Source organism: Rhizobium sp. BE258, assembly GCF_031457345.1.
GTDB lineage: Bacteria > Pseudomonadota > Alphaproteobacteria > Rhizobiales > Rhizobiaceae > Rhizobium.
Genome location: NZ_JAVDWL010000008.1, coordinates 272,756 through 293,357, shown reverse-complemented (window position 1 = coordinate 293,357; position 20,602 = coordinate 272,756). Strand labels below are relative to the sequence as shown.

Annotated in this window: 16 protein-coding genes; 9 read left to right on the top strand and 7 right to left on the bottom strand. The window is 61.3% G+C overall.

Features of this window, described 5'->3' with window-relative positions:
- Nucleotides 1–3: 3 nt before the first annotated feature.
- On the bottom strand, nt 4–2,814 hold the full coding sequence (gene gyrA, locus J2X43_RS26290) for a DNA gyrase subunit A (protein ID WP_310299569.1): 2,811 nt from the start codon (nt 2,812–2,814) through the stop codon (nt 4–6).
- A gap of 216 nt (nt 2,815–3,030) precedes the next feature.
- Here gyrA and J2X43_RS26285 point away from each other — a divergent pair, with 216 nt between their 5' ends.
- On the top strand, nt 3,031–3,660 hold the full coding sequence (locus J2X43_RS26285) for a MarC family protein (protein WP_112387399.1): 630 nt from the start codon (nt 3,031–3,033) through the stop codon (nt 3,658–3,660).
- Between the two features lie 27 nt (nt 3,661–3,687).
- Here the strand turns inward: J2X43_RS26285 and J2X43_RS26280 are convergent, their stop codons facing one another.
- Both J2X43_RS26280 and J2X43_RS26275 read right to left on the bottom strand, forming a co-directional pair.
- On the bottom strand, nt 3,688–3,954 hold the full coding sequence (locus J2X43_RS26280) for an RDD family protein (protein ID WP_310299565.1): 267 nt from the start codon (nt 3,952–3,954) through the stop codon (nt 3,688–3,690).
- A 67-nt stretch (nt 3,955–4,021) separates the two neighbouring features.
- A complete protein-coding gene (locus tag J2X43_RS26275; protein WP_310299563.1) occupies nt 4,022–4,579 on the bottom strand; it encodes a single-stranded DNA-binding protein in 558 nt (185 codons plus the stop codon).
- Nucleotides 4,580–4,831: 252 nt separating this feature from the next.
- Between J2X43_RS26275 and uvrA the strand changes: the two genes are divergently transcribed.
- From uvrA to J2X43_RS26260, 3 genes are read left to right on the top strand one after another with little or no spacing between them, the layout of a single operon-like run.
- Nucleotides 4,832–7,756 carry an excinuclease ABC subunit UvrA gene (uvrA, locus tag J2X43_RS26270; protein ID WP_310299560.1) on the top strand — a complete coding sequence of 975 codons (2,925 nt, stop codon included), beginning with the start codon at nt 4,832–4,834 and terminating at the stop codon, nt 7,754–7,756.
- 1 nt (nt 7,757) lies between these two features.
- Complete coding sequence (locus J2X43_RS26265; RefSeq protein WP_310299646.1) at nt 7,758–8,210, top strand: GNAT family N-acetyltransferase; 453 nt, start codon at nt 7,758–7,760, stop codon at nt 8,208–8,210.
- Nucleotides 8,211–8,231: 21 nt separating this feature from the next.
- A complete protein-coding gene (locus tag J2X43_RS26260) occupies nt 8,232–9,038 on the top strand; it encodes a DUF72 domain-containing protein (protein ID WP_310299557.1) in 807 nt (268 codons plus the stop codon).
- Here the strand turns inward: J2X43_RS26260 and J2X43_RS26255 are convergent, their stop codons facing one another.
- The gene (locus J2X43_RS26255; RefSeq protein ID WP_310299554.1) at nt 9,039–10,514 is read right to left on the bottom strand and encodes an NAD(P)H-hydrate dehydratase; all 1,476 of its coding nucleotides are present in this window, start codon (nt 10,512–10,514) and stop codon (nt 9,039–9,041) included.
- Nucleotides 10,515–10,856: 342 nt separating this feature from the next.
- On the opposite strand from J2X43_RS26255, the gene J2X43_RS26250 reads away from it, so the two are divergent.
- The 3 genes from J2X43_RS26250 to hspQ all read left to right on the top strand — a co-directional run bounded on the left by J2X43_RS26250 (nt 10,857) and on the right by hspQ (nt 13,145).
- Entirely contained in the window at nt 10,857–11,195 is a 339-nt protein-coding gene (locus J2X43_RS26250) for a P-II family nitrogen regulator (RefSeq protein WP_003539626.1), read from the top strand.
- 60 nt (nt 11,196–11,255) lie between these two features.
- On the top strand, nt 11,256–12,665 hold the full coding sequence (gene glnA, locus J2X43_RS26245; protein ID WP_112387406.1) for a type I glutamate--ammonia ligase: 1,410 nt from the start codon (nt 11,256–11,258) through the stop codon (nt 12,663–12,665).
- Nucleotides 12,666–12,815: 150 nt separating this feature from the next.
- Nucleotides 12,816–13,145 carry a heat shock protein HspQ gene (gene hspQ, locus J2X43_RS26240; RefSeq protein WP_112387407.1) on the top strand — a complete coding sequence of 110 codons (330 nt, stop codon included), beginning with the start codon at nt 12,816–12,818 and terminating at the stop codon, nt 13,143–13,145.
- Nucleotides 13,146–13,256: 111 nt separating this feature from the next.
- Here hspQ and J2X43_RS26235 read toward each other — a convergent pair whose 3' ends face one another.
- Nucleotides 13,257–13,910, bottom strand: coding sequence for an invasion associated locus B family protein (locus tag J2X43_RS26235; RefSeq protein WP_112387408.1), 654 nt, complete (start codon nt 13,908–13,910; stop codon nt 13,257–13,259).
- A 268-nt stretch (nt 13,911–14,178) separates the two neighbouring features.
- On the opposite strand from J2X43_RS26235, the gene J2X43_RS26230 reads away from it, so the two are divergent.
- Both J2X43_RS26230 and J2X43_RS26225 read left to right on the top strand, forming a co-directional pair.
- Nucleotides 14,179–15,981, top strand: a complete 1,803-nt coding sequence (locus J2X43_RS26230; RefSeq protein ID WP_310299349.1) for an extracellular solute-binding protein — start codon at nt 14,179–14,181, stop codon at nt 15,979–15,981.
- A gap of 85 nt (nt 15,982–16,066) precedes the next feature.
- The gene (locus J2X43_RS26225) at nt 16,067–16,738 is read left to right on the top strand and encodes a DsbA family oxidoreductase (RefSeq protein ID WP_310299346.1); all 672 of its coding nucleotides are present in this window, start codon (nt 16,067–16,069) and stop codon (nt 16,736–16,738) included.
- A gap of 6 nt (nt 16,739–16,744) precedes the next feature.
- Here J2X43_RS26225 and mfd read toward each other — a convergent pair whose 3' ends face one another.
- Together mfd and J2X43_RS26215 are read right to left on the bottom strand one after the other, a co-directional pair.
- A complete protein-coding gene (gene mfd / locus J2X43_RS26220) occupies nt 16,745–20,251 on the bottom strand; it encodes a transcription-repair coupling factor (RefSeq protein ID WP_310299343.1) in 3,507 nt (1,168 codons plus the stop codon).
- Nucleotides 20,248–20,565 carry a succinate dehydrogenase assembly factor 2 gene (locus J2X43_RS26215; RefSeq protein WP_310299340.1) on the bottom strand — a complete coding sequence of 106 codons (318 nt, stop codon included), beginning with the start codon at nt 20,563–20,565 and terminating at the stop codon, nt 20,248–20,250. Before J2X43_RS26215 ends, mfd begins: the two co-directional genes overlap by 4 nt.
- Nucleotides 20,566–20,602 lie beyond the last annotated feature (37 nt).

Below are 20,602 nucleotides of genomic sequence, written 5' to 3'. Positions count from 1 at the left end.
AAATTATTCTTCAGAGGAAGGCGGTGCGTCACCCTCGGCTGCAGGCGTTGCCTCTCCGATTTCGGCAACCGCCTCATCGGTTCCCTCGCCCGCTTCCTCGCCATCATCCTCCGGCTCGCTGATACGCTCGACGGAGACAACCTTCTCATCCTTGGCAGTCGAGAAGATCGTGACGCCCTTCGTTGCGCGGCTGGCGATGCGGATGCCGCCGACCGGTACACGGATAAGCTGACCGCCATCCGAAACCAGCATGATCTGGTCGCCATCATCAATCGGGAAGGCGGCGACGAGTGCGCCGATTTCGCCGGTCTTCGAGGTGTCGGTGGCCCGGATGCCCTTGCCACCACGGCCGGAGATACGGAAGTCGTAGGACGAGGAACGCTTGCCGAAGCCCTTTTCGGAAACCGTCAGCACGAATTGCTCGCGTGCCTTCAGCTCTTCGTAGCGTTCGTCGGAAAGCTGTCCCTCCTCGGTGACTTCCTCGCCTACGAGAGCGATATCCTCTTCATCGACACCGATCGCCCGGCGCTCTGCAGCAGAACGCTTCAGGTACGCGGCACGCTCCCACGGCTCGGCATCGACGTGACCGACGATGGTCATCGAGATGATCCGGTCGCCGTCGCCGAGATTGATGCCGCGCACGCCGATCGAGTTGCGGCCGGCGAAGACGCGAACGTCGTCCACCTGGAAGCGGATGCACTGGCCGAGCGCCGTGGTGAGCAGCACGTCGTCATGTTCGGTGCAGGTCTCAACGGAGAGGATTTCGTCACCCTCCTCCTCGAGCTTCATGGCGATCTTGCCGTTGCGGTTGACCTGGACGAAGTCCGACAGCTTGTTGCGGCGAACGGTGCCGCGGGTGGTCGAGAACATGACGTCGAGGCTATCCCAGCTGTCCTCATCCTCCGGCAATGGCAGGATGGTGGTGATGCGCTCGCCGGGTGCGAGCGGCAGCATGTTGATCAGAGCCTTGCCGCGCGAGGTCGGCGTGCCGATCGGCAGGCGCCAGACCTTTTCCTTGTAGACGATACCGCGCGACGAGAAGAACAGCACGGGCGTATGGGTATTGACCACGAATAGCCGGCTAACGAAATCGGCGTCGCGGGTGGTCATGCCCGAGCGGCCCTTGCCGCCGCGGCGCTGCGCTCGGTAGGTGGTCAGCGGCACGCGCTTGATGTAGCCGAGATGCGAGACAGTGACGACCATGTCCTCGCGGGCGATGAGATCCTCATCATCCATTTCGAGGCCGCCGTCGATGATTTCGGTGCGGCGCGGGGTGCCGAACTCGTCGCGAACGGCACCGAGCTCATCCTTGACGATGGTCATGATGCGGATGCGCGACGACAGAATATCGAGGTAATCCTTGATTTCCTCGCCGATCTTGTTGAGTTCGTCGCCGATTTCGTCGCGGCCAAGCGCCGTCAGGCGGGCGAGACGCAGTTCGAGGATGGCGCGTGCCTGCTCTTCCGAGAGGTTATACGTCATGTCCTCGTTGATCCGGTGACGCGGATCGTCGATCAGGCGGATCAGGCTTTCGACATCCGATGCCGGCCAGCGGCGGGTCATCAGCTGTTCACGTGCCGTTGCCGGATCCGGCGCCTGACGGATAACGCGGATAACTTCGTCGATATTGGCAACCGAGATTGCCAGACCGACCAAGACGTGGGCGCGCTCACGCGCCTTGCGCAGCAGGAATTTCGTTCTCCGGCTAACAACTTCTTCGCGGAAGGCGACGAAGGCGCGGAGCATGTCGAGCAACGTCAGCTGTTCCGGCTTGCCGCCGTTCAGCGCCACCATGTTGCAGCCGAAGGAGGTCTGCAGCGGCGTGTAGCGATAGAGCTGGTTCAGGATGACGTCGGCATTGGCGTCGCGCTTCAGCTCGACGACGACGCGGTAGCCTTGACGGTCGGATTCATCCCGCAGGTCGGAGATGCCCTCGATGCGCTTTTCGCGCACCAGCTCGGCCATCTTCTCGATCATCGTCGCCTTGTTCACCTGATAGGGGATCTCGGTGATGATGATCTGCTCGCGGTCGCCACGCATCGGCTCGATCGTGGCAACGCCGCGCATGACGACGGAACCGCGGCCCGTCTCATAGGCCGAACGGATGCCGGAGCGGCCGAGGATCTTGGCGCCGGTCGGGAAGTCGGGACCCGGGATGATCTGCATCAGCTCCGGCAGCTCGATCGCCGGATTGTCGATCAGTGCGATACAGCCTTCGATGACTTCCGAGAGATTGTGCGGCGGAATATTGGTCGCCATGCCGACGGCGATGCCGCCTGCCCCGTTGACCAGCAGGTTCGGGAATTTCGCAGGCACCACGACCGGCTCGGAGAGCGTGCCGTCATAGTTGTCGCGGAAATCGACCGTTTCCTTGTCGAGGTCGTCGAGCAGCGAGTGCGCGGCCTTTTCGAGGCGGCATTCGGTGTAACGCTCGGCCGCCGGCGGATCGCCATCGACGGAGCCGAAATTGCCCTGACCATCGATCAGCGGCAGCCGGAGAGACCAATCCTGCGCCATACGGGCCAGCGCATCGTAGATCGCCGAGTTGCCGTGCGGATGGTATTTACCCATCACGTCACCAGTGACGCGGGCGCATTTGACGTATTTCTTGTTCCAGTCGATGCCGAGCTCGGACATGCCGTAAAGGATGCGCCGGTGCACGGGCTTGAGGCCGTCACGGACATCCGGAAGCGCGCGGCTGACGATAACGCTCATCGCGTAATCGAGATACGACCGCTGCATTTCCTCCATGATGGAGATGGGCTCGATGCCTGGCGGGAGCTTCCCGCCGCCTGGGGGTGTTTGTTCAGTCAAAACAGATCACGATCTCTTTGTAGAATCACTGAAAGATTTATAGCGGAAAGCCCCGTTCCGCGCCAATTTGAGCGGGCGTTTTGAACAGGCTTTTACGGCGGAAAGGCGGCAAATCAGCCGTTTCGGCGCTTCAGCGCCATACGGCGATTTGCCAAATGCGAGGGGCAGCTTCACAATCGGAATAATCAAGACTTCATATGGTGTTCCGGAGGGACAATGGCAAGCGCCGACCAACTGATCAATGCCTTCACGACGCTGCTCGTTACCATCGATCCACCGGGCCTCGCCCCTATCTTTTTAGGGCTGACGACGGGCATGAGCCGCAGCCAGCGCAAGCAGGTGGCGGTGCGCGGCTCGGTCATCGCCTTCATCATCCTGGCGGTCTTCGCACTGTTCGGCGCCAGCGTGCTTGGCGTGCTCGGCATCTCGATCGGCGCCTTCCGCATCGCCGGTGGCCTGCTGCTCTTCTGGATCGCCTTCGAAATGGTGTTCGAGAAGCGCCAGGACCGCAAGGAGAAGACCAGTACCGTGGCGATCACCAAGGACCACATCCAGAATATCGCCGTCTTCCCATTGGCGATCCCGTTGATCGCCGGCCCTGGAGCGATCTCGGCAACCATCCTGATTGCCGGCTCACTGCCGACAACGTTCGAGCGGGCGCAACTGCTGATCGTCATTGCCGCCAATCTGCTGCTGATGCTGGCGGCGCTGTTGATCGCCGATCGCCTCGACCGCTTTCTGGGCGTCACCGGCCGGGCAATCCTGACGCGGCTCTTGGGCGTGATCCTGGCGGCGCTGGCGGCCCAGTTCGTGGTGGATGGCGTCAAGGCGGCGTTCAGCCTCTAGGCACCGCAGGATGCCATTCCAAAGCGGCTAGCGATCCGTCCGCTTGGCCTTGAGAATGCGCTTCCAAATGGTTCCACCCAGATATTTATTGAAGACGACGAAATAGGCGATCATCAGGGCAAAGGACAGGAGGGCCGGACCGCCGTCCAACGAAAAACCATTCTCCGTCTTTCCACCGAAGATCAGAGCCACACCGTATCCGGCGACCCAGAAGATCGTGAAAAAATCAAGGATGGCGGCCAGAACGATCCGCCAGGTCGCCGGCACTTTTTGCGCCGATGCAACGTCACTCATGAAAACCCCTCGCTATCGAGATAACCGGATGCCCAAATGAAAACGGCGCCTCGCGGCGCCGTTTGGATCAAAACGGGATGTCGTCGTCGAGATCCCGCGAGAAGTTGCCGCCGGCGCCACCACCAGCGCTGCCGCCACGGCCGCCGCCGCCCGATGACTGCGCAGGTGCGCCGTAATCGTCGCCATAGCCGCCACCGCCGCCGTAATCGTTGTTGTTGCTGCGGCCGCCACCGCCACCACCGCCGAAGCCTGCGCCAGCACCGCCGCCATCGCCGCGGCCGTCGAGCATCGTCAGCGTCGAGCCGAAGCCCTGGAGCACCACTTCCGTCGAATAACGATCCTGGCCCTGCTGGTCCTGCCACTTACGGGTCTGCAGCGCGCCTTCAATGTAGAGCTTGGCGCCCTTCTTGACGTACTGTTCGATGACCTTGCACAGGCCTTCGTTAAAGACCACGACGGTGTGCCATTCGGTCTTTTCCTTGCGTTCGCCCGAATTGCGGTCGCGCCACGTCTCCGAGGTCGCGATGCGAAGGTTGGCGATCGGACGGCCGTCCTGGGTTCTGCGGATTTCCGGGTCTGCACCCACGTTTCCGATCAGAATTACCTTGTTCACGCTACCAGCCATACTTTTCACCTTACCTGCCACCCTGCCCGGTGGCGCTAGAAACAATGGATGTACCTTAAACTATAGAGCCCTCGGGAGGGGCGTCCATGGCGGCGTCATCCACAAGGAATTTTGTTCTTTATTTGTTCTATTAAATGCCTATGATCCTGTCAACAGAATCGAAAACCTTCTCCCAGCCCGGATTTCAGCCTCGACTCGCCCGCGAGCATCACTAAATAAGGGGCTTCATCAGAGAGACCAAAGCAGAAGACGATGAGCGAACTGAAGACGATTTCCATCCGTGGCGCGCGCGAGCACAATCTGAAGGGCATCGACCTGGATCTGCCGCGCAACAAGCTTATCGTGATGACGGGGCTATCCGGATCCGGCAAGTCCTCGCTGGCATTCGATACGATCTATGCCGAAGGGCAGCGGCGCTATGTCGAAAGCCTTTCGGCCTATGCGCGCCAGTTCCTCGAGATGATGCAGAAGCCCGATGTCGACCAGATCGACGGGCTATCGCCGGCCATTTCGATCGAACAGAAAACAACATCACGCAACCCGCGCTCGACCGTCGGCACGGTCACCGAGATCTACGACTATATGCGCCTGCTGTTTGCGCGCGTCGGCGTTCCCTATTCGCCGGCCACCGGGCTGCCGATCGAGAGCCAGACGGTCAGCCAGATGGTCGACCGGGTTCTCGCCTTCGAAGAGGGTACCCGTCTTTATATTCTGGCGCCGCTCGTGCGCGGCCGTAAGGGCGAGTACAAGAAGGAACTCGCCGAGCTCATGAAAAAGGGCTTTCAGCGCGTCAAGGTCGACGGGCAGTTCTACGAGATCGCCGACGTTCCGGCGCTGGACAAGAAGTACAAGCACGACATCGACGTCGTCGTCGACCGTATCGTCGTACGCGCCGACATGTCTTCGCGCTTGGCAGACAGCCTTGAGACCTCGCTGAAGCTCGCCGATGGCCTGGCTGTCGCCGAATTTGCCGACAAGCCGCTGCCGCCCGAAGAAACCTCGGCGGGCGGCTCGGCCAACAAGTCGCTGAACGAGACGCATCAGCGCGTGCTGTTTTCGGAAAAATTCGCTTGCCCTGTCTCGGGCTTCACCATTCCGGAGATCGAGCCGCGGCTGTTCTCGTTCAACAACCCCGCCGGCGCCTGCCCGACCTGCGACGGCCTCGGCGCGCAGCAGAAGATCGACGCTAACCTGATCATCCCTGAACCGGAGCGGACGTTGCGCGACGGCGCCATCGCGCCCTGGGCCAAGTCGTCCTCGCCCTATTACAATCAGACGCTGGAAGCGCTCGGCAAGCATTTCGGCTTCAAGCTCGCCAGCCGCTGGAACGATCTTTCGGCCAAGGCGCAGGACGTCATCCTGAACGGCACCGAGGAGAAGATCGAGTTCCATTATGCCGACGGCGCGCGTTCCTACACGACGCACAAGACCTTCGAAGGTATCATCACCAATCTCGAACGCCGCTGGAAGGAAACCGATTCCGCCTGGGCGCGCGAGGAGATCGAGCGCTTCATGTCGGCGGCACCCTGCCCTTCCTGCGCCGGCTTCCGCCTGAAGCCGGAAGCGCTGGCGGTGAAAATCGACAAGCTGCATATCGGCGAAGTCACGCAGATGTCGATCCGTGTCGCCCGCGACTGGTTCGAAGTGCTGCCATCACATTTCTCGGCCAAGCAGAACGAGATTGCCGTCCGCATCCTCAAGGAAATCCGGGACCGACTGCGCTTCCTGAACGATGTCGGCCTCGAATATCTCAGCCTGTCGCGCAACTCGGGCACGCTGTCGGGCGGCGAGAGCCAGCGTATCCGCCTGGCGTCTCAGATCGGCTCGGGGCTCACGGGCGTGCTCTACGTGCTCGACGAGCCGTCGATCGGCCTGCATCAGCGCGACAACGCGCGCCTGCTCGATACGCTGAAGCACCTGCGCGACATCGGCAATACCGTGATCGTCGTCGAGCATGACGAGGATGCGATCCTGACGGCTGACGACGTCGTCGATATCGGCCCGGCGGCCGGCATTCACGGCGGACAGGTCATTGCCCATGGCACCCCGCAGGACATCATGGCGAACCCGAAGTCGCTGACCGGCAAGTATCTGTCCGGCGAACTCGGCGTGCCGATCCCGGATGAACGGCGCAAGCCGAAGAAGGGCAAGGAGATCAAGGTCGTCGGCGCCCGCGGCAACAACCTGAAGAACGTCACGGCCTCTATCCCGCTCGGCGTCTTCACCGCCGTCAGCGGCGTCTCCGGTGGCGGCAAATCGACCTTCCTGATCGAGACGCTCTACAAGTCGGCGGCACGTCGCGTCATGGGCGCGCGCGAGATTCCGGCCGATCACGACCGGATCGACGGCTTCGAGCATATCGACAAGGTGATCGATATCGACCAGTCGCCGATCGGCCGCACGCCACGCTCGAACCCGGCAACCTATACCGGCGCCTTCACGCCGATCCGCGACTGGTTTGCCGGCCTGCCGGAAGCCAAGGCGCGAGGCTATCAGCCGGGCCGCTTCTCGTTCAACGTCAAGGGCGGCCGCTGCGAGGCCTGCCAGGGCGACGGCGTCATCAAGATCGAGATGCACTTCCTGCCCGACGTCTACGTGACCTGCGACGTCTGCCACGGCAAGCGCTACAATCGCGAAACGCTCGACGTCACCTTCAAGACCAAGTCGATCTCCGACGTGCTCGACATGACGGTCGAGGAAGGCGTCGAGTTCTTCGCTGCCGTTCCGGCGGTGCGCGACAAGCTGCAGTCGCTGTTCGACGTCGGCCTTGGCTATATCAAGGTCGGCCAGCAGGCGAATACGCTGTCGGGCGGCGAAGCGCAGCGCGTCAAGCTCGCCAAGGAACTGTCGAAGCGCTCGACGGGCCGCACGCTCTATATTCTCGACGAACCGACCACCGGCTTGCATTTCCACGATGTCGCCAAGCTGCTGGAAATGCTGCACGAGCTGGTCAACCAGGGCAACTCGGTCGTGGTCATCGAGCACAATCTCGAAGTCATCAAGACCGCCGACTGGGTACTCGATTTCGGCCCCGAGGGCGGTGATGGTGGCGGCGAGATCGTTGCGACCGGCACGCCCGAAGCAATCGTCAAGGAGAAGCGGTCCTATACCGGCCAGTTCCTGAAGGAGCTGCTGGAGCGGCGTCCAATGAAGAAGACGGTTGCGGCGGCCGAGTGAGATGCTGCGGCAGGCGGGCGCGGACGATCTGGAGACTGTTCGCCGCCTGACGGCTGCGGCTTACGGCCCCTATGTCGAGGCGTTTGGCGGTGAGCCGCTGCCGATGCGCGAAGACTATCGGCCGCGGATCGCCAATCGCGAAGTCTGGCTTCTCGATATGAAGGATGAGCCGGTTGGGCTCGCGGTACTGGAGCGGCATGCGGATCATGCGATGCTTTTCAGTATCGCCGTTTCGCCTGACCACCACAGCCGCGGTATCGGACGGACGATCCTCGGCTGGGTGGAAGATAAAACGCGCGAATGGGAATTGCCGGAGCTGCGGCTCTACACCAATGCGCGGATGGAGCGGAACATTGCGATCTATGCAGCGTCCGGCTTTCAGGAAACGGGTCGACGGCCCAATCCCTACCGGCCAGGATGGGTGATCGTCGATATGGCAAAGCAAATCGCCTGAACGGGCAAAGGGAGGAAGAGAATGAGCACATCCGGCACTATCCGCGTCGGCATCGGCGGCTGGACATTCGAGCCCTGGCGCAACCACTTCTTTCCAGGCGATCTCAAGCAGAAAGACGAGCTCAATTATGCCAGCCGCCAGCTGAAGGTGATCGAGGTCAACGGCACCTATTACAGCTCGCAAAAGCCGGAGACCTTCGCGAAATGGAGTTCCGATGTTCCTGATGGTTTCATCTTCTCGCTGAAGGCCAGCCGTTTCGTCACCAACCGCAAGGTTTTGGGCGAGGCCGGCGAATCCATGCAGCGGTTCCTGACGCAGGGGCTGACGGAGCTCGGCGACCGGCTCGGGCCGATCCTCTGGCAGTTTGCGCCGACCAAGAAATTCGAGCCGGACGATTTCGAGGCCTTTCTCAAGTTGTTGCCGGACAAGCAGGATGGGCTGCCGCTCCTGCACGTGGTCGAAGTTCGCCACGACAGTTTCAAGGTGCCTGACTTCGTGGCGCTACTGGCCAAATACGGCGTCGCGCCCGTTGTCGCCGAGCATTTCGACTATCCCATGATCGCCGATGTCACAGCCGACTTCGTCTATACGCGGCTGCAGAAGGGATCGGACGAGATCAGGACCTGCTATCCGCCAAAGGACCTGAAGGCCTGGGCGGTCAGGCTGGAGACCTGGGCGGCGGGGAAGGTGCCGGATGATCTGCCTGTCATCGATGGGGATCGCAAGGTCAAGGTGGAGCCGCGCGACGTGTTCGCCTTCATGATCCACGAGGGCAAGGTCAACGCTCCCTTCGGTGCCATCGCCCTGCAGGAAGAAGTCGGCAAATAATCAGTACGGCAGGACGTGGGCGGCAAGATCTTCCGCCGTCAGCCCCTTGCCGGCGCGCTGCCCGGCCATTCCGTGCAGATAGACCCCGGCTGCTGCCGCCTCGAAGGCGGGCAGGCCCTGCGTCAGCAAGGCGCCGATGATGCCGGCCAGCACATCGCCGGAGCCTGCCGTCGCCAGCCAGACCGGCGCATTGGTATTGATCAGCGCGCGCCCATCCGGCGCGGCAATCACCGTGTCCGCTCCCTTGAAGACGATGGCCGCATTGGCGCGCTTCGCGGCCATCTGTGCCTTGCCGACCTTGCCGATCTCGGTATTGGCGGCGATATCGGGAAACAGCCGCGCGAATTCGCCATCATGCGGCGTCAGCACCAGACGCGTCTCGCCACCGGCAAAGAGATCGAACAGCCGACGCGGTTCCTGGCGAAACGATGTGATGCCATCGGCATCGAGAACGAGATGGCGGTCGCTGAGTGCGGCAGCATAGTCCCTTGCCTGCTCGCCGATGCCGAAACCGGGTCCGAGCACGAAGGTCTGCAGGCGATCGTCCTCCAGCCATGCCTCGAGCGCCGCAATGCCGCCGACTTCACGCAGCATGACGGCAGTCAAATGGGCGCTGTTCTCGGGCAATGCATCCGGGGGTGCTGCGATCGTCACCAGACCTGCGCCTGCCTTGAGGCCCGATAGAGCCGACATCCGAGCGGCCCCCGTTTTGCCCGATGTCCCCGAGAAGACGACGAGGTGGCCGCGCTTGTATTTGTGCGTTTCCATCTTCGACGACGGCATCAGATGCGCCCAGCGGGCCGGTGTGTTCTCGGCGATGCCCGACACCGCCTGCGCCCGGACGATGCGGCCGGGAATACCGATATCGGCGACCTCAAGCGTGCCACAGAGCTCCCTGCCCGGCATCAGCAGATGGCCGGGCTTGCGGGTCATGAAGGTGATGGTGTGCGATGCGGCGAATGCTGTGCCGAGAACCTCTCCGGTGGCGCCATGGATGCCGGATGGCAGATCGACGGCGATGACCGGGAGGCCTGCCTTGCGGATCGCCGTCATGGCATAGGCCGCCTCGGGCGGCACGTCGCGGCTTAGCCCCGCGCCGAACAAGGCATCGATGATGGTATCGCCGGGCCGCGGTTCATAGGACGCCAGCGGTTCGCGGGCCACTGTGCATTCCGACCGGGCGCGCAAGGCGTCGCCTTGGAGCTTATCGGGATCGCCGAGATGAAACACCGAAACACCGGCACCGCTTTCGGCGAGAAACCGCGCCGCGACATAGCCGTCGCCGCCATTATTGCCGGGGCCGCAGAGCACGGCAAAGCGGAGCGCGCCGGGATAAAGCCGCATCGCGGCGGCGGCGACAGCGCCGCCGACATTGGTCATCAAACCAAAACTGTCGATACCGGTCTCTGCTGCAGCGGCATCGACTGCCGCCATTTCCTTGGGAGTGAGAAGCAATTCGTTCAATCGATCGGTCATGGCGCCATTGAAGTCAAAAAGCGCCTAAAAAACAACCGCTTTCGCTCAATTCATATTCGCATATATTTTGTGCTTTTGCCTATTTTATAATCTTCAACTTGCATCGCAACGCAAACCGGAGACTTGCAAAATTTCTCAATTTCGAGCGCATTTTCGATTTTTTGGATAAAAATCGTCATATTTTTCTAAAAAATCGCCCGCAGATGCAGGCAATCACATCGATTTGGGTGCATTTGCGGGATTTTTTCGGTCTGGCCGGTTGCGAACTGGCATGATACCTGCATCATGTTTGGCGAGCGGCATACGCACGCTTTAACGGGAGAAGCGGAGAGTCATTTTCTCATGAAAAAGATCGAAGCGATCATTAAGCCTTTCAAGCTCGACGAAGTGAAGGAAGCCCTTCAGGAAGTCGGTCTGCAGGGCATTACAGTTACGGAAGCCAAGGGCTTCGGTCGCCAGAAGGGCCACACGGAGCTTTACCGTGGCGCCGAATACGTCGTCGATTTCCTGCCGAAGGTGAAGGTCGAAGTCGTCCTCGCCGACGAGAATGCAGAAGCGGTGATCGACGCCATCCGCAAGGCCGCACAGACCGGCCGCATCGGCGACGGCAAGATTTTCGTTTCGAATGTCGAGGAAGTCATCCGCATTCGTACTGGCGAAACCGGTATCGACGCTATCTAAGCAAGCCTTGCCCCCAAGAGGCAAAGCCAGATCGTCATAGCAAATCAAAGGGAGTGTTTCATGGCGAGTGCAGCCGAAATTCTGAAGCAGATCAAGGAAAACGACGTCAAGTTCGTCGATCTGCGCTTTACCGACCCCAAGGGCAAACTGCAGCACGTCACGATGGACGTCGTCTGCGTGGACGAAGACATGTTCGCCGATGGCGTCATGTTCGACGGTTCCTCGATCGGCGGCTGGAAGGCCATCAACGAGTCCGACATGGTGCTGATGCCGGATACCGACACCGTGCACATGGATCCGTTCTTCGCGCAGTCGACGATGGTCATCATCTGCGACATTCTCGACCCGGTCTCGGGCGAAGCCTATAACCGCGACCCGCGCGGCACCGCCAAGAAGGCCGAAGCCTATCTCAAGGCATCGGGTATCGGCGACACCGTATTCGTCGGTCCGGAAGCCGAATTCTTCGTCTTCGACGACGTCAAGTACAAGGCTGATCCCTACAATACCGGCTTCAAGCTGGACTCGAACGAACTGCCGTCGAACGACGACACCGAATATGAGACCGGCAACCTTGGCCACCGTCCGCGCGTCAAGGGCGGCTACTTCCCGGTTCCGCCGATCGACAGCGCCCAGGACATGCGTTCCGAGATGCTGACGGTTCTCAGCGAAATGGGCGTCGTCGTTGAAAAGCACCACCACGAAGTGGCGGCCGCTCAGCATGAGCTCGGCATCAAGTTCGACACGCTGGTGCGCAACGCCGACAAGATGCAGATCTACAAGTATGTCGTCCATCAGGTCGCCAATGCCTATGGCAAGACGGCAACCTTCATGCCGAAGCCGATCTTCGGCGACAACGGCTCGGGCATGCACGTGCATCTGTCGATCTGGAAAGGCGGCAAGCCGAGCTTCGCAGGTGACGAATATGCAGGTCTCTCCGAAGCCTGCCTCTATTTCATCGGCGGCATCATCAAGCATGCCAAAGCACTGAACGCCTTCACCAACCCGTCGACGAACTCCTACAAGCGTCTCGTCCCGGGTTATGAAGCCCCGGTTCTGCTCGCCTATTCGGCGCGCAACCGCTCTGCCTCGTGCCGCATTCCGTTCGGCAGCAACCCGAAGGCCAAGCGCGTCGAAGTCCGCTTCCCGGATCCGATGGCGAACCCGTATCTTGCCTTCGCAGCCATGCTGATGGCCGGCCTCGACGGCATCAAGAACAAGATCCATCCGGGCAAGGCCATGGACAAGGATCTCTACGACCTGCCGCCGAAGGAGCTGAAGAAGATCCCGACGGTCTGCGGTTCGCTGCGTGAAGCGCTCGAGAGCCTCGACAAGGACCGCAAGTTCCTGACGGCCGGCGGCGTATTCGACGACGACCAGATCGACTCGTTCATCGAGCTGAAGATGGCCGAAGTGATGCGCTTCGAAATGACGCCGCATCCTGTCGAATTCGACATGTACTACTCGGCATAAGCTAATACCGGAAAGCCCTGGCGAAAGCCGGGGCTTTTAAAGATGTCACTGAGGCTGATGGCGACATGACACTCATGTGACGAAATCCTGCACAAATCTTGATTTGAGCAGGCCCAATCACCAAATCTGGTGATGAAAGGAAGTCGTACCATGAAAGAAAGAGTTGCAAAGTTCGGTATCGGTGAAGTGGTCCGGCATAAGGTATTTCCGTTTCGCGGCGTGATTTTCGACGTTGATCCGGAATTTGCGAATACGGAGGAATGGTGGAACTCCATTCCGGCCGAAGTTCGGCCCAGCAAGGACCAGCCATTCTACCACCTGCTCGCCGAAAACGACGAGAATGAATATGTCGCCTACGTCTCGGAGCAGAACCTGGAGAATGACGAGAGCGGCCTGCCGCTCCGCAACGAACAGGTCTACCAGATCTTCGACATGGCGCCGACAGGCCAGTTCAAGCCCAAGATGAGCCTGGCCAACTAAGCGCATCGGATCCAAGCCTAACAAACCCCGCTCCGGCGGGGTTTTTCTTTGCCGGCGGCAATAAAAAACCCGGCGCGATGGCCGGGTTTTCCGAAACGATATGCGAGACGCTTACTGAGCGGTCTTGGCAGCGTTCTGTGCGTCTTCCAGCTTCTTGCGGGCTTCTTCAGCCTTCTTCTGCATGCTGTCCTGCAGGCTCTTCTGGCTTTCGGCAAGCTTCGATTCGGAAACTGCTTCGCCGTCATAAGCGCCTGTGAAGCCTTCGAGCGAGATCTTGATCGGGTTCGGAGCGCGGCGGAAGTTGATCGAGGTGAAGATCACGTCGCTGCCCTTCTTGAGGCTGGCGATCATCGCGTCGGTCAGCGGCAGTTCAGCCGTGCACTTGTCGGGCAGGCAGACGGCGTAATCGAGCTTCTGGCCCTTGTTGTTGTCGATCTGCATCATGATGCCGGGCGGGATCAGGCGGGCGGTCGGAACCGAGACCTGAAGGATCTTGCGGTTGACCTTGCCGGAAACGCTGATGAGGCCGACTGCGGTGACGAGCTGGCCGCCATTGGCGAGGATCAGGTTCTGGACGACGCAGATGTCGTTGTCTTCCTGCTTGCTGCAGGTCTTGTACCAGCCGAGACGCGGTGCGCCGGCGGCCTGCTGAGGGGCGCTCGCTGCATCCTGTGCGAAAGAAGCAACCGGTGCCGAAGCGGCGCCGAAAGCAACGGCCAGAACGGACAGAGCTGCCCGCATTTTCTTTTCAGACTTGAACATCATAGCGGATTCCGTCTCCTGATACCCATTCGGGACCGCGATTTGCAGCCCTCTCCAACCGGGTCATTCGGCATTCCACCTCTTAAAACAATAAGGCAAATGCATGACCCCGAAACTCGGGAACACCTGTTACATTGAGGCGCTCCAGATATCCAGTATTTCTTTGGCAATTTCTGGATGCCCGGAAAGATTTGAGGGTGAGAATGTTCGATTTCGCGCGCTCCATGATAGTCTTCGCGCGAATCGAGCCATTGCCGGAAAGGAACGAAAGATGCTCCGGATCGCCCTGCCCGCCATCTTTGCGCTCTTTTGCAGTGCCGCCATTGCCGAGCCGCTGCACGGCATCGCCATGCATGGGCAGCCTGCGCTGCCGCCCGACTACAAAAGCTTCTCCTACGTCAATCCGGATGCCAAGAAGGGCGGCCATATCACCTATGGCGTGGTCGGTACCTTCGACAATCTCAATCCCTTCATCTTGAAGAGCATGCGCACCACGGCGCGCGGCATGTGGGATCCCGATTACGGCAACCTCATCTACGAATCGCTGCTGCAGCGCTCGCGCGACGAGCCCTTCACGCTCTACGGCCTTCTGGCCGAAACCGTCGAATGGGACGACGACCGGACCTTCATCCAGTTCAACCTCAATCCGAAGGCCAAATGGGCGGACGGGCAGCCCGTCACCGCCGACGACGTGATGTTCACCTTCGAGCTGCTGCGCGACAAGGGACGCGTGCCGTTCTCGACTCGGCTCAATCTCGTGTCGAAAATGGAGAAGATCGGCGATCGCAGCGTGCGCTTCACCTTCAACGACAAGGCCGACCGCGAGACGCCGATGGTATTCGGGCTGATGCCTGTTCTGCCGAAGCACCTGATCGACCCGGAAACCTTCGACCGCACGTCGCTGACGGCGCTGGTCGGATCAGGCCCCTACAAGATCAAGACCGTGAAGCCCGGTGAAAGCATCACCTACGAGCGCGATCCGAACTATTGGGGCAAGGATATCCCCTCCAAGGTCGGGATGGACAATTACGACCGGATCACCGTGCAGTATTTCCTGCAGGACACGACGCTGTTCGAGGCCTTCAAGAAGGGCGATATCGACGTCTATCCGGATGGAAGCCCGGGGCATTGGGCAAGCGCCTATAATTTCCCGGCTGTCGGCTCGGGCGCCGTCATCAAGGATACGTTCGAGCCGCAGCTGCCAAGCGGCATGTTCGGCTTCGTCTTCAATACCCGCCGGCCGATGTTCCAGAATCTTAAGCTGCGCGAAGGCCTGTCGCTGATCTTCGACTTTGAATGGGCGAACAAGAACCTGTTCTCCGGCGCCTACAAGCGCACGGAAAGTTTCTGGCAGAATTCCGCGCTCTCGAGCTTCGGTGTCCCGGCCGACGAGCGCGAACTGGCGATTCTCGGGCCGCTCAAGGACAAGATCGATCCTGAAATCCTCAATGGCACCTACAAGCTGCCTGTCACCGACGGCTCCGGCCGCGACCGCAAGGTGCTGAAACAGGCGGTCGACGTGCTGAAGGAAGCCGGATACTCGATCAAGAACGGCAAGATGACCGATGACAAGGGCAAGCCGCTCTCCTTCGAGATCATGACCCAGAATGCCGACCAGGAGAAACTGGCGATCGCCTATCAGCGCTCGCTGCAGACGCTGGGAATCACGGTCTCCATCCGCACCGTCGACGATTCGCAATATCAGAGCCGGACCAACAGCTTCGACTACGACGTCATCGTCAAATCCTACGTCTCGTCGCTGTCTCCGGGCAACGAGCAGCTGTCCTACTGGGCCTCGGCCAGCCGCGACCGCGAAGGCAGCTCGAATTTCGCCGGTGTCGCCGATCCCGATGTCGATATGGCGATCAAGCATCTGCTGGCGGCGCGTTCCGACGAGGATTTCACCGCCGCCGTCCGCTCGCACGATCGTCTGCTGCTGTCCGGCCACTACGTGCTGCCGCTCTATCACATCGACCAGCAGTGGATCGCCCGCAGCAAGCGCATCGGCCATCCGGACAAGGTGCCGCTCTATGGCTATCAGCTGCCGGCCTGGTGGGACCAAAGCGCCCAATAGGCGGTTCCTTTTTCCTGCCTGGTTGAAGTCAGCGGCCTGAACGCATAGATGGCGTGAAGCACCCGAGCCAGAAAAGGAAAGCACCATGGAACGCATCACCATCGACGTCATCTCGGATGTCGTCTGCCCCTGGTGCTATCTCGGCAAGGCGCGGCTGGAGCTGGCGATCGCCGAGGTGCAGGACGAGGTCGGCGTCGACATCAACTGGCGTCCCTACCGGCTGAACCCCGATTATCCGCCTGAAGGCGTCGATCAGAAGAAGAGCCTCGAAGAAAAGCTCGGCGGTGCCGAGCGCGTGGCGCAGGCCCATCAGATGCTCACCGGTCTCGGCAAGGACGTCGGGATCAATTTCGATTTCGAAGCAATCAAGATCGGGCCGAACACGCTCGACGCGCATCGCCTGATCCATTGGGCGATGATCGAGGACCGCGACAAAGCTGACCGCGTCGTCAACGCTCTGTTCAAGGCGAATTTCGAGGAAGGCCGCAATGTCGGCGACCATGCCGTGCTGCTCGATATCGCGGAGAGAGCCGGTCTCGACCGTGCCGTCACCGCCTCGCTGCTAGCCTCCGATGCCGACAAGGATCTCGTCGTCGGCGAGATCGAGGCGGCGCAAAAGATGGGCGTCAACGGCGTGCCGTTCTTCATCTTCGACCAGCAATATGCCGTCAGCGGCGCGCAGACGCCCGACGTGATCGCCGGAGCGCTGCGCGATATCGCCAAGGCAAAGGCCGAAGCCCGCGCCGGGATGAATTGATCCGCCTCAGCTTTTCGCCAGTTCCGCCAGTTGCGTCATGATCACGGCTGCGCCCTGCAGCCGTTTTTCCGGCGTCGGCAGATCGCGGGTCAGGAACAGGCTGTGGTCCGGGCGGATCTTCGCCATCGAGCCCTGCTTGGCAATGTAGCCGACCAGGTTTGCCGGGTTCGGGAATTCCTTATTGCGGAACTGGACGACGATGCCCTTCGGACCGGCATCAAGCTTTTCGACATTGGCGATACGGCAGAGCGACTTCACGTAGACGATCTTCAGAAGATGCTGGACCTCGATCGGCATCGGGCCGAAGCGGTCGATCATCTCGGCGCCGAAGCCGTCGATTTCCTTGAGTTCGGTGATCTCGCCGAGGCGGCGGTAGAGCGCCATGCGCAGATGCAGATCCGGCACGTAGTTGTCCGGGATCATCACAGGCGTGCCGACGGAAATCTGGGGTGACCAGCCGGTATCGGCGATCTCGTCGACACCCTTCACTTCGGCAACCGCTTCCTCGAGCATCTGCTGATAGAGCTCGAAGCCGACCTCTTTGATATGGCCGGACTGTTCCTCGCCGAGCAGGTTGCCGGCGCCGCGGATATCGAGATCGTGGCTGGCCAGCTGGAAGCCAGCACCCAGCGTATCCAGCGACTGCAGCACCTTGAGGCGGCGCTCGGCGGTCGCCGTCAGCACCTTGTTGACAGGCAGCGTGAAGAGCGCGAAGGCGCGCACCTTCGAGCGGCCGACGCGGCCGCGCAGCTGGTAGAGCTGCGCGAGACCGAACATGTCGGCGCGATGGACGATCAGCGTGTTGGCGGTCGGCACGTCGAGGCCAGATTCGACGATGGTGGTCGACAGCAGCACGTCGTAGCGGCCTTCATAGAAGGCGTTCATGATGTCTTCGAGTTCACCGGCCGGCATCTGGCCATGGGCGACGGCGACCTTCAGCTCCGGCACGTCGGATTGCAGGAAGGCGTGAACGTCTTCCAGATCGGCGAGACGCGGGCAGACGTAGAAGCTCTGACCGCCGCGATAGTGCTCGCGCATCAGCGTTTCGCGGATCACCAGGCTGTCGAAGGGCGAGATGAAGGTGCGGACCGCCATGCGGTCGACCGGCGGCGTGGTGATCAGCGAGAGCTCGCGCACCCCGGTCATCGCCAGCTGCAGCGTGCGCGGAATAGGCGTAGCCGAGAGCGTTAGGACGTGAACGTCGCTCTTCAGTTCCTTCAGGCGTTCCTTGTGCTTGACGCCGAAGTGCTGTTCCTCGTCGATGATCAGCAGGCCGAGATTGGCGAAGTTGATACCGGCGCCGAGCAGCGCGTGAGTGCCGACGACGATATCGGTCTTTCCGTCGGCGACTTCCTTCTTGGTCAGCGCCAGATCCTTGGAGCCGACAAGGCGCGATGCCTGCTGGACTCGGATCGGCAGGCCGCGGAAACGCTCGGAGAATGTCTTGAAATGCTGGCGCGACAGCAGCGTCGTCGGCACGACGACCGCGACCTGTACGCCATTCATCGCCGCGACGAAGGCAGCGCGCAGCGCCACTTCGGTCTTGCCGAAGCCGACGTCGCCGCAAACGAGGCGATCCATCGGACGGCCGGCTGCGAGATCACCGCGCACGGCCTCGATCGCCGTGTCCTGATCTTCCGTCTCATCGTAGGGGAAGCGGGCGGCGAACTCGTCGTAAAGGCCCTCCGGCGTCGTCAGCACCGGCGCATGGCGCGTCAGGCGTTCGGCGGCGATGCGGATCAGCGCATCGGCCATATCGAGCAGGCGCTTCTTGAGCTTGGCCTTGCGCATCTGCCATGCGCCGCCGCCGAGCTTGTCGAGGCTGGCTTCGGTCCCCTCGCCGCCGTAGCGCGACAGAAGATCGATGTTTTCGACCGGCAGGAAGAGCTTGGCCTCATCGGCATATTGCAGCTCAAGGCAGGCATGCGGCGCGCCGGCGGCCTCGATGGTTCTGAGGCCGATGAAACGGCCGATACCGTGTTCTGCGTGGACGACGATCGAGCCTTCGTCGAGGCCCGCCACTTCCGAGATGAAATCGGCGGCGCGCTTGCGGCGCTTCGAGCGGCGCACCATGCGGTCGCCGAGAATATCCTGTTCGCCGATGACGATCAGATCGCCGGTCTCGAAACCGGCTTCCAGGCTGAAGACGGCCGCGGCCGCCTCGCCCTTCCCAAGGCTGCCGATATCCTTCAGCGCCTCGATCGGCTTGACGCGTTCCAGCCCATGCTCGTTCAGCACCTGCAGGAGCCGCTCCAGCGAGCCTTCCGTCCAGGCCGTGATCAACACCTTGGCGCCGCCGGCGCGCTTGTCGGCGATATGCTTGACGACGACGTCGAAGACATTGACGCGTTCGGCATTACCGGCGCCTTCAGCGTTCGAGCGCGCCCAACGCTCGCCCTGGCGGGCGTCGATGTTGACGACGCGGCGCGCTTCGCCCTCATGCTCGTTGAAGGGCGACATGCGGATGGCGTTGAAGGCATCCAGCGTTGCCGCGAAGGTCTTGCTGTCGAGATAGAGTTGGCCGGGGGTGACCGGCTTGTAGGGTGTCCCCTGCGACATCTGGCCCTTGGCTGGCTGGCCGGAACTGAGGCGGGCATCGTAATAGTCGAGGACCAGCTTGGAGCGCTCTTCGGCGGCTTCTCGAACCGTATGGTCGGTGACGAGCTGAAAACCCTTCAGGTAGTCGAAAACGGTATCGAGCTTCTCATAGAAGAGCGGCAGCCAGTGTTCCATGCCCGGATAGCGGCGGCCTTCGGAGACGGCCAGATAAAGCGCATCGTCGCGAGTCGCGGCACCAAAGGACGAGAGATAATTCTTGCGGAAGCGGCTGATCGTATCCGGGGTCAGCGTCACTTCGCTCATCGGATTGAGATCGAGCGAGCGCACCTGCCCCGTCGTCCGCTGGCTGGCCGGATCGAAGCTGCGGATGCTCTCGAGCGTATCGCCGAAGAAATCGAGGCGAACAGGCTCTTCCGAACCCGGAACGAAAACATCGAGAATGCCGCCGCGCACGGCATACTCGCCGACTTCGCGTACGGTCGCGACACGATCGAAGCCGTTGCGCTCCAGGCGGCCGGCGATGTCGTCCATGCGGACCTGATTGCCGGGACGGGCCGAAAACGCCAGGCTTTCGATCACCTCCTGCGGCGCGACCTTCTGCAGCATCGCATTGACGGTGACGAGAACGATCGCCGCATGCGGCTTCTTCTGATGCGCGATCAGCCCGCTCAGCGCGGCCAGACGGCGGGCCGAGGTATCGGCGCTTGGCGAGACGCGGTCATACGGCAGACAGTCCCAGGCGGGCAGCGTCAGCACTGGGATATCGGGCGCAACGAAGCTCAGCATCTGTTCCAGATCGGCCATCCGATGGCCGTCCGAAAGCACATAGGCGACCGGGCGGCCGGCGCGCGCCACTTCGGCGAGCAGCATCGGTTCCATGCCCGCAGGCACGTTGCCGATCGTCAGCGGCTCGGCGGCGGCTGCAAGCTTCCTTGCGTCAAATCCTGAAATCATTCCGGTGTCCTGGAGGCGGTATCGGCGGGATATTCGAAGTCCGGCTTGAAGGCGGCGATGCGTTGGAACATCGGCGTCTGGAAACGCTCCGGTACCGGCCAGGTTCCCATCACCCAGCGCACCAGATCGTTGTCTTCCTCGCCCATGATGGTCTCGAGCTCATCGAGTTCGGCGTCCGATAGCGTCGCGATCTCGGCTTCGGCGAACTGGCCGAAGACCAGATCCATTTCGCGCAGCCCCCGGTGCCAGCAACGGAACAAGATCCGGCGGCGGCGCGGATCAAGCCCGGCGCTCGAGAGTGTCACACCTGTCATGGCAGTACCTTCCTGTTGATGCGCCTCTATAGCCCCT